The 9,802-nt window shown below is 55.6% G+C and carries 9 protein-coding genes and 2 tRNA genes; 7 read left to right on the top strand and 4 right to left on the bottom strand.

Annotation, left to right across the window (positions count from 1 at the left end; all coding sequences use genetic code 11):
- Nucleotides 1-418: 418 nt before the first annotated feature.
- The 7 genes from LBO03_04965 to LBO03_04995 all read left to right on the top strand — a co-directional run bounded on the left by LBO03_04965 (nucleotide 419) and on the right by LBO03_04995 (nucleotide 7,392).
- A tRNA-Lys gene (locus tag LBO03_04965) sits at nucleotides 419-491 on the top strand.
- 2 nt (nucleotides 492-493) lie between these two features.
- Nucleotides 494-569 (top strand) — tRNA-Lys (locus LBO03_04970).
- 213 nt (nucleotides 570-782) lie between these two features.
- On the top strand, nucleotides 783-1,817 hold the full coding sequence (locus LBO03_04975) for an ABC transporter substrate-binding protein (GenBank protein MDR3348940.1): 1,035 nt from the start codon (nucleotides 783-785) through the stop codon (nucleotides 1,815-1,817).
- 114 nt (nucleotides 1,818-1,931) lie between these two features.
- A complete protein-coding gene (locus LBO03_04980) occupies nucleotides 1,932-3,023 on the top strand; it encodes an ABC transporter ATP-binding protein (protein ID MDR3348941.1) in 1,092 nt (363 codons plus the stop codon).
- Nucleotides 3,020-4,711 (top strand): iron ABC transporter permease, encoded by a 1,692-nt coding sequence (locus LBO03_04985; protein ID MDR3348942.1) that lies wholly within the window; start codon nucleotides 3,020-3,022, stop codon nucleotides 4,709-4,711. Before LBO03_04980 ends, LBO03_04985 begins: the two co-directional genes overlap by 4 nt.
- A gap of 3 nt (nucleotides 4,712-4,714) precedes the next feature.
- Complete coding sequence (locus LBO03_04990; protein ID MDR3348943.1) at nucleotides 4,715-5,785, top strand: ABC transporter ATP-binding protein; 1,071 nt, start codon at nucleotides 4,715-4,717, stop codon at nucleotides 5,783-5,785.
- A 416-nt stretch (nucleotides 5,786-6,201) separates the two neighbouring features.
- Nucleotides 6,202-7,392, top strand: coding sequence for a PLP-dependent aminotransferase family protein (locus tag LBO03_04995; protein MDR3348944.1), 1,191 nt, complete (start codon nucleotides 6,202-6,204; stop codon nucleotides 7,390-7,392).
- An 84-nt stretch (nucleotides 7,393-7,476) separates the two neighbouring features.
- Here the strand turns inward: LBO03_04995 and LBO03_05000 are convergent, their stop codons facing one another.
- From LBO03_05000 to LBO03_05015, 4 genes are all read right to left on the bottom strand, one after another.
- A complete protein-coding gene (locus LBO03_05000) occupies nucleotides 7,477-8,097 on the bottom strand; it encodes an acetate uptake transporter (protein MDR3348945.1) in 621 nt (206 codons plus the stop codon).
- 172 nt (nucleotides 8,098-8,269) lie between these two features.
- Nucleotides 8,270-8,662, bottom strand: a complete 393-nt coding sequence (rpsI, locus tag LBO03_05005; protein MDR3348946.1) for a 30S ribosomal protein S9 — start codon at nucleotides 8,660-8,662, stop codon at nucleotides 8,270-8,272.
- 22 nt (nucleotides 8,663-8,684) lie between these two features.
- The gene (gene rplM / locus LBO03_05010; protein MDR3348947.1) at nucleotides 8,685-9,128 is read right to left on the bottom strand and encodes a 50S ribosomal protein L13; all 444 of its coding nucleotides are present in this window, start codon (nucleotides 9,126-9,128) and stop codon (nucleotides 8,685-8,687) included.
- Between the two features lie 254 nt (nucleotides 9,129-9,382).
- Nucleotides 9,383-9,802, bottom strand: a 420-nt coding sequence (locus LBO03_05015; GenBank protein MDR3348948.1) for an IS30 family transposase, incomplete at its 5' end; no start/stop codon positions are given.

A 9,802-nucleotide genomic window follows, 5' to 3' on the forward strand; every position in this document is an offset into this window, starting at 1 on the left:
GTTACCTGTCGTTCGTTTGCAAGCCGCCTGTAGAGCCGTCCGGCTGCTTTCAGGGGAGATGCGCCCCGCGCGAACAAACAAAATCAAAACACAGGAACGCCCGTGTTTGCTGGCAAAAGAGAAAAACAGCAGGTAACATTGTCTACATTCTGTTGCCTGCCGCCGCCCACCCGTGGAAACTGGACGGACGTTTTTGTTTTGCCGCTATGTATTCACTCTACTATAATATATGAATTGCGCCGCGTTGTCAAACAAAAAATGTTCCGCCCCGGCAAGGCTTTTTAATGCCGCCGTTTTTAAGGGCGCCGCTTTCGCAAGCTTTTCGGCGGATCCATCCCGGCGGGTTTGCCGTCCGCCCGCCGCAAAACATTTGACAAAATTGTCGGCTTCTTAGTATAATACATCTGTATCGTTTCCCGATCCACTAGCTCAGCCGGCAGAGCACCTGACTTTTAATCAGGGTGTCCCGCGTTCGAGTCGCGGGTGGATCACCGGCCCATTAGCTCAGTTGGCAGAGCACCTGACTCTTAATCAGGGTGTCGCAGGTTCGAGGCCTGCATGGGTCACCAGCGCGCGACCAGGCGGCTTTTCGGTTTTTTTGGCCGGCCGCCTTTTTTATTTTAAGGGAATTTTCAAAAGCCCATGCCGCGCCAAGCGTTTCCCCGTCCGAGCCGCCGCGGCAGCCCGCAAGCGATCGTCGTTTCCCTTTGTTGACTAACGGCCGGGAAAGAATTACAATTGAAGTTAGACAATTAAAAAAATTTAAGGAGGCTTTCAAGCAAATGGGCAAAAAAGACGTTTTTCTTTTGGCGGCCATTATTTTCTGCGGGATTGTATTCGCGGGCTGCGGCGGCTCCGGCAGCAAGCCGGCGGCGAGCACGGCGCCGGCCGGCGGCAAAAAGCTCATCATCTACACTTCAATGAAAGAGTCGCTCATCGGCGGCATAGTAGAGGGCTTCAAGAAACAGAACCCCGGCGTGGAGGTTGACTATCAGTCCGCAGGGGCGGGCAAGCTCATGGCCAAGATCGCGGCCGAGCGACAAAGCGGCAAGATCCTCGCCGACATTATCTGGACAAGCGAAGTGCCGGATTTTTACAACATGAAAAAAGAAGGCGTGCTGGAACAATACCGCACCCCGGTTTTTAAAGAGATCCTGAACCCCTTTGACGATTACGACGGGCATTTTACCGCCGCCCGGTTAGGCACGCTGGGCATCGGCATAAATACCGACAAGATCAAGTCGCCGCCCAAACAGTGGGCCGACCTTTTCAAGCCCGAGTTCAAAGGCGCTTTCGGCATAGCCGACCCCGCCCTTTCCGGCACGGCTTATATGAGCGTGGCGCTTTTGGAAAAACAGTTCGGCTGGGAGTTTTTTGACAAGCTGCGCGCCAATGGTGCCAGGATCGGCAAAGGTTCCGGCCAGGTGATAGACGACACCGCCTCCGGCGAATTGTCCGCCAGCCTTGCCGTTGACTACATTACCAACGACAAAATCGCCAAAGGCGCGCATATCGCCCTGGTCTATCCGCCGGAACTTTTGATTGCCCCCAGCCCGGTGGCGATCTTTAAAGGCGGCGCCAACGTTGAGGCCGCCAAGAAATTCGTCGACTATCTTTTGGGCAAAGAAGCCCAGACCCTGATAGCGGGCGAAGGCACCCTCTCCGTGCGCCCGGACGTGAAAAACCCGGAGAAATTCAAGCTCCCCGATGCCGCCGACGCTTTAAAGCGCATGATCAAAATAGACTATGTCAAAATGATGGCGTCCAAAGAAGCCACCATCAAAAAATTCACCGACACCCTTCAGGGCAAAAAATGAACCTGCCTGAAACTCCCGGCGGGACGGACCGTTCCGTCCCGCCGGTTTTTTATCGCCGGAGCGTCCGCCGCATAAATCCGCTTCACGGGCAAACTGAAAATAAGGGGCCAGGTTATGGAAATAATCCGAGTTGAGGGCATAACAAAAAGTTACGGCAGCCATCAGGTACACAAAGACCTCACGCTTTCGGTTGAAGAAGGGGAATGTTTTACCCTTCTGGGGCCGTCCGGCTGCGGCAAAACCGTCCTGCTCCGACTTATCGCCGGCTTTGAGGCGCCGGACGCGGGGAAAATCTCCATCGGCGGCGCGGTGGTTACCGACCCGGCCGGCGGGGTGTATGTGCCCCCGGACAGCAGGGGGCTTGGCGTGGTGTTTCAAGACTACGCCGTCTGGCCGCACATGACGGTGTTCGACAACGTGGCCTATCCGCTGAAAATAGCCAAACGGCCGAAGGGCGAGCTGACGGAGCGCGCGCTGGAAACTATCGCCCTCGTTGGCTTGAAGGGGCTGGAAAAACGCTTGCCGTCCGAGCTTTCCGGCGGCCAGCAGCAGCGCGTGGCCCTGGCGCGCGCACTGGCGGGCAATCCCGCCCTGATGCTGCTGGATGAGCCCCTGACCAACTTGGACGCCAATTTGCGCGAAGAAATGCGCTTTGAGATAAAAGAGTTGCAGCGCCGGCTTAACATAACCGTCCTTTATGTTACCCATGACCAGGAAGTGGCCCTGGCCATTTCCGACCGCCTGGCCATCATGGACGAAAAAGGCCGGATACGGCAGACCGGCAACCCCTATGATATTTTCGAGCGTTCGTCGGATTGTTTTGTCTTTAATTTTATGGGCATAGCGAACTTTCTGCCCGTGCGGCGCGAAGGGGAAAATTATCTGGTGGGCGGCGGGCGCCAGATCATGCCCTGGCCGCCGCCGGAGGGCAGCGCGGACGGGTGGGCGGCGGGCTTTAGGCCCTCCGACGTGCGCATCGCCCCCGGGGGCGAAGGGCTATGCGGCGTGGTAAAAAGGGCGAGTTTCCTCGGCGCCATGATCGACTACCTCATCGAGATAGACGGGGCGCAGCTTAGGACCAGCATGGAAACGCACGAGGCCATAGCGAAAAAGATGATATTCAAAGAAGGCGATCCTTGCGTGATAAGCTTTTGCGACCTTTTGTGGTTTAAAGCGGAAAGCCTGGCGGAGGCGATGAAAAAGTGAGCGCCATCAAACAAAAAAGCAACTTCGGCGCGGCGCAGGCCATCCTTTTTGTTTCCATAGCCATTTTGGTCATCGTGGTGGCCGTTCCCGTCCTTTTGATTTTTTTCAACGCTTTTTGGGTCGACGGGCGGTTCAATTTAGGCGACGTGGTCAAAATCATCATGGAGCCGGAAACTTACCAGGCGCTCGTCAACTCCCTTATCATCGCCAGCGGCACTACCGTGGGCAGCACTGCCGTCGGGTCTTTTTTCGCCTGGCTGGTAACCCGCACGGATCTTCCTTACAAAACCTTCATGAAGTCCATGTTCCTGGTGCCTTTCATGCTCCCTTCCTTTATCGGCGCGCTCGCCTGGAAGATGCTGCTCTCGCCCAACGCCGGGTTCATCAACCGTTTCTTCATGGAAAAATTTGGCTTTGACGGCCCGATTTTCAATATTTACAGCTATCTCGGCATAGTGCTGGTGGAGATAATGTATTTGTTCCCCTTTGTGTTCATTCAGGTCTGCGGGGCCTTGGAACGCATGGATCCTACTTTGGAGGAGTCGGCCCGCATTTCCGGCGCCGGGCTTTTCACCATCACCCGGAAGATAACCATACCGCTGGTAATGCCCAGCATACTCTCGGGGGCGCTGCTCATCATGCTTTATTCCATGGCGCACTTTGGCACGGTGGCCGTGCTGGGCATAGAAAACGGCATTTTCAACATTCCGACGCTCATCTACCAGCGCATACACCAAAGCGCCGGCAGTTTTGACTCCATCCGCACGGGCACGGTGCTGGCCAGCGTGCTGGTCATGTCGGCCGCCCTGATAATATGGCTGCAAGGCAAGATTTTAAGCAAGGGGCATTACCAGATCATCGGCGGCAAGAGCTTTCGCCCGATGGAACTTAAACTGCGCGCCCTGCGGCTGCCGCTCCTTGTCTTTTGCGTAGCCTACATCGGCTTTACCATCGTCTTGCCCACGGTCGTCATCTTCCTGGTCGGCGGCCTGAAAACTTACGGCCTGCCGTTTACTTGGGAAAATCTTTCCCTCGACAACTATAAATTCATCCTGTTCGATTACAAGGTGACCAAAGACGCCATCCAAAACAGCATCGCCCTGGGCCTTGGCTCCGCCGTCATCACCATGTTCGCCGGCGTGATGATCTCTTACGTCATAGTCAAGATGAAGGTGCGCGGCAAAGGCTTGCTGGAATTTTTAGGGATGCTGCCCTTTTCCGTCCCCGGCTCGGTCATCGCCTTGGGCGTGATTTTGGCCTGGAGCGGCAGGTACGGGATAAACCTCTACAACACGGTCTGGATCATCTTGGTCGCCTATATCGCCCGTTACATGGCCTTTTCTTTAAGGGCCAACTCCGCGGCCCTGGAACAGGTGCACGATTCTTTGGTGGAGGCCTCCCGCGCCTGCGGCGCCACCATGTGGCAGGCCCTTAAAGATATTGTGCTGCCGCTGGTGCGGCCGGGCATGCTGGCGGCTTTCTTTTTGATCTTTCTCCCGTCGCTGCGGGAACTTACCGTGTCCATCATGCTGTACGCGCCTACCACCCGCACCATCGGCGTGGCTATCTATACTTTGAACGAGGACGGGGAAACGGTGGTCTCGGCGGCTTTGGCCGGAATCGCCCTTATCCTCATTATCTTGGGGGAGACGCTGATCAACCGTTTCATCAGGAAGGCAGGCGCATAAACCATGTCGCACATACGATTGTTGAACGTTACCAAAAAATTCGGCGAAGTTACCGCCGTCAACGCGCTTAACTTAGAAATCGCCAAAGGGGAGTGCTTCTCCATGTTAGGGCCGTCCGGCTGCGGCAAAACCACTACTTTGCGCATGACGGCGGGCTTCGAGGATCTGACGGAAGGGGAGATATATGTCGGCGGGCGGCTCATCTCGTCGCCGGCGCGCAACTACTACCTGCCGCCGGAAAAACGCGACTTCGGCATGGTTTTTCAGGCTTTCGCCGTCTGGCCGCATCTTAGCGTCTATGAAAACGTCGCTTTCCCCATGCGCGTGCGCAACTTGCCCGCGGCGGAAGTCGAGCGGCGGACCAAAGACGCCTTGACCTCCACCAACCTTTTGGACGTGGCGCAAACCAGCCCTTCCGACCTGTCGGGCGGCGGAAAACAAAGGGTCGCCCTGGCCAGGGCCTTGGCGATAAACCCTGACGCCATGCTCCTTGACGAGCCTCTTTCCAGCCTGGATCCGCATCTTAGGGAAGAGATGCGGTTTGAGATCAAAGATTTGCAGAGAAAATACGGCTTTTCCATCATTTACGTAACCCACGACCAGGCCGAAGCCATGGCCCTCTCCGACCGCATCCTGGTAATGAAACTCGGCGTGGCGCAGCAGGTAGACACCCCGCTCAACGTCTACAACAAGCCGGCCAACAAATTTGTCTTTAGTTTTATCGGCCTTTCCAACTTCCTTGACGTTGCCATGGACGGCGGGCGGGCCTTCGTCCCCGGCCTGGAGGGGCCTTTGCCGGAAACTTTGCTTGCCCCCGCCGCCTTGCGGGGGCAAGCGAAAATCTCCCTGGCCAGCCGCCCCTCGGAGATAGACTTTGCCGGGGAAGGCGAGGCGGACGCGCTGCGCGGCGTAGTCAGCCGCAAGTCCTTCTTGGGCGAAATCATCGACTATCAAATCAGGATAGGCGGACAGGACGTGCGCGTCCAGAAAGGGCGGCGGACGCCCGGGCCGCCGGAAGGCGGCGCCTGCGCTTTGCGCTTTTTGCGCCCGTTCTGGTACGCGGGGGAAGAATAAGCTTAAAGCCAATGGGCAATGATGCCGGCGCAAAGGCAAGAAAAAACCGCCGCAGGGAAAATGCAGCAGAGGGATTTTAAGAAGCTGCCGCACCGTCGGGAGCGGCGATGAGATAACTGCGGCGCCGAAAAAATTAATGGCCCGTTCAACGCCGATCGGCGGGAACGGATGCGGCGCCCTCCTTTCTGTAAGCGCAAGCGTCTTTGCAAAGATAAGGTTACGGGTTCGTCGTTCCCGCTTGTTTGCGCTTCAAGGGGCAGTCTGCGCACATAGCAATTCGGGCGGCGCAACCAACCCTGCGCCGCCCACCTTCGCGCGCCCTGCGGCATGCGCTGACATCATGCGACAATCGTAGCGCAGGGGCATCCCGGTTTCATGCCGGTTTGTGCCTTTCGCAGAAAGGAATGGTCATAACTATGGCAGTTAGAACCGCGCGGCGCATGGATAAACTCGGCCGTTCGGAGATCCGCGAAATATTGAAGCTGACCATGCAGCCGGATGTCATAAACTTTGCCGGCGGGCTGCCCGCGCCGGAACTTTTTCCCATTGAGGAAATAAAGGGCGTAACGCAAGATCTTTTAAGCCGGCACGGGCGGCAGGTGCTGCAATATTCCACCACGGAGGGATTTTATCCTTTTCGCGAAATCATCGCCGCCCGCATGAACGACAATTTTCATACAAAGCTCGCAGGCGACGACATTGCTATCGTTACCGGCTCGCAGCAGGCGCTGGATTTGGCCGGCAAAATATTCATTGACGAAGGCGACGCGGTACTGCTGGAGAGCCCGTCTTACTTAGGCGCGATTAACGCCTTTAAGCCTTACGGTCCGCGCTTTGTGGAAGTGGCCATGGACGGGGACGGCATGATCCCGGAAGAGCTGGAAAGGGCGATCCGGACGGCCGGGCGGGCGAAACTGCTCTATATGACGCCTGATTTTCAAAATCCCACCGGGCGCACTTTGTCCTTGGAGAGACGCAAACATATTATTGAAATAATAAACAAATACAATTTGCCTTTGATCGAAGACAACCCTTACGGCGAACTGCGTTTTGAGGGCGAGCGGCTGCCCGCGCTCAAGTCGTTGGACAGCAAAGGGCTTGTCATCTATAACGGGACCTTTTCCAAGATTTTTTCGCCGGGGCTTAGGGTGGGCTGGGTAGCGGCCGCCCATGATTTGCTGGAGCTTTTCGTCACGGCGAAGCAGTCGGGCGACCTGCACACAAGCGAGTTCAATCAGCGCATCATCTATGAATACTTGCTGAAACATGACATCGGGGAGCATATAAAACGCCTTGCCGCTTTGTACAAAAGCCGCCTTGCCGCCATAATTAAAAGCATGGAAGAAGAATTTCCGCCGGGGGTTGTCTTCACCCGGCCGGCCGGCGGGCTGTTTTTGTGGGTTGTCCTGCCCGAAGGGGCCGACGCCGGCGAGCTTTTGCGCAAATGCCTTAAAGAGAAAGTCGCTTTTGTGCCCGGTTCTGCCTTTTATCCGAACGGAGGGCAAAAAAACACCTTGCGGCTCAACTTTTCCAACATGCCGGAGGACAGGATACGGGAAGGGATAAAAAGGATGGCTGCGGTTTTCCGAAAGGCTGCAAAGGCGTAAGCGCGGTCAGGCGAAAAAACGGCCGCCCGTTAAACGGGCGGCCGTTTCGCGCTTGAAAGGACAATAAGTTGGCCGGTTGCGCGGTCAGCCCTTTTTGAAGATGCCCAGCGGCGCGCCCAGCGGCCAGAACTTCCGGCCGTAAAATTTGTTCAGGAAAGTGGCGCAACTGGCGTACAAGGAAACAACGGATGTGGCGGCTTCCGCGTAGGCGGCCAGACTATGCGCCCAATGGACGCCGCCGCCGATGCTGTCTATGGCAAGGCCAAGGAGCAGCAAGTCAATGAAAACCATATCAATAAATAAAGTCCGGTTGGTTTCGGCGGCAGCAATGGTACCGGCAACGGCAAACACGAAATAAGCGAGGAAGGCGAACCCGATTTGATGCCCGTCCACCTGTTTGACCAGTTCAGGGCCAAGGGCGCCGGTAGCTATCAACCAGCTTGTGGCCACGCCCAGCCAGAAAAACCCGAAGGCGCCGAATATCGTCGCGCCAAAAACATTGTTGTGGTTAAAATCGTAGACCGATGCGTAAAGCTGCGCAATCGCGCCCAGAAAAATCGCCCAGGGAATGACAAAAGAAAGTCCGGTGGTTATGCCGAGTTTTTGCGACGAAGCGACTGCCGTCACCACCGCCAGCCCCAACAGGCCGACTGCCGATGGATCGGCCACCACTATTTGCACCTTGCGCTCAATTGAATCGCCCAAATACTTTCCTCCTTTACTTTAAGAGCCTGTATCCCGCAGCCGATTATCGCCTGTCGCGCGAAAAACCCCCGCCCCTGCTTTTTGGGGGCCTTGGGACCCGCCTGCGCGCCGCGCCGGGAAAGGCTTTCGCGCGCGGGGCAAACGATGCTGGCTGTGAACAAAGGCCCCAATATTAGCGTTTTGAATATTGCGAAGCTTTGCGGGCCTTTTTCAGGCCGTATTTGCGGCGCTCTTTTTCGCGCGGGTCGCGAGTGAGAAAACCGGCTTTTTTAAGCGCCGGGCGGTACTCCATGTCCACTTTCAAAAGGGCGCGCGCAATGCCGTGGCGTATCGCCCCCGCCTGGCCCGTAGTGCCGCCGCCGCAGACATTGGCGATTACGTTGTATTTGCCGATGTTGTCGGTCAGCACTAACGGTTGCTTTATAATGAGCTCAAGCGTTTTCAGCCCAAAGTAGGCGCCCAGCTCACGCTCGTTTATGACTATTTTCCCTTCGCCCGGAACTAGGCGGACCCTGGCGATGGAAGATTTACGGCGGCCTGTCGCGTCGTAATTTACTGCTGCCATTTATTTTTCCTCCTGCGGATGATTATCTTATGGACAATTCCAATGTTTCCGGTTTTTGCGCCGCGTGAGGGTGTTCGGCGCCTTTGTATACTTTCATTTTCAACGCCATCTGGCGGCCAAGGGAGTTTTTGGGCAACATGCCGCGCACGGCCAGTTCAACTACCCGCTCCGGCTTTTTTTTCAACAGGTCGCCGGCTTTGGTAAAAGTTGTCCCGCCCGGGTAGCCGGAATGGCGGAAATAAGTCTTTTGCGTAAGTTTTTTGCCGGTCAAGGCCACTTTGTCCGCATTGACCACGATCACATGATCGCCTGTGTCAAGATGAGGCGTATAAGACGGTTTGTTTTTGCCGCGCAAAAGCTTTGCCACTTCCACCGCCAAACGGCCAAGAACCTTGTCTTTGGCGTCAATGACATACCACTTGCGGGTTATTTTGGCAGGAGTGGCCATATATGTCTTCGTCCCAATCATAAGTTAATTGTAACCTCCCTGTTTTAACAATTGACAATCGTAACCCGTGCGTGCAGATTGCCGGGGCTAATGGAACCTGGCGCAAAGTTTCGTGAAGTTATTTTACCGAAAATATGTGCCAATGTCAATCATTATTTCCAGATGGGGTGTAGCGCAAAAAATTGGGTCAATTGCAATATCAAATGCAACAAATTTCCCATAGGGCTTGGCATGCACCAATCCTTGTATCGCCATGGCCTTGGGCAAGGGGATTATGCCGCGATTGCCTCTTTGATTTTCATAAGCTCTTGCGCGAACGCTTCTATAGGCATTATGTAGCCTAAAATCTTCCTCGGCAGATTGTTGTTCCACTCCGCCGCCATCTCTATGATCTCCGGCGCCAGTTCGTCTATGCTCCCGCCCTTTTTTATAAATCGCCGCAAGAGCCAGTTGTGCCGCTCGTCCGTCCCCTTTTCAAAGCTTGCGTACGGATGGCAAAAATATACCGCGCATTCCACCGCGCCTTTCAGCCCTGCAAATTCCGCCCCGTTGTCCCCTGTTATGCTCTTAAAGACCGCTTTGCCTATATTGCCGCAAGAGGCGCATATTTCCTTTGCTGCTTTCTCGACCGCCGCGCTCCCGCGACTGTCAAGCTTTACGGCTATTTGCTTTCGCGTTTTGCGCTCGACCAT

This window comes from Acidaminococcales bacterium, assembly GCA_031290885.1.
Classification (GTDB): Bacteria; Bacillota; Negativicutes; order Acidaminococcales; family JAISLQ01; genus JAISLQ01.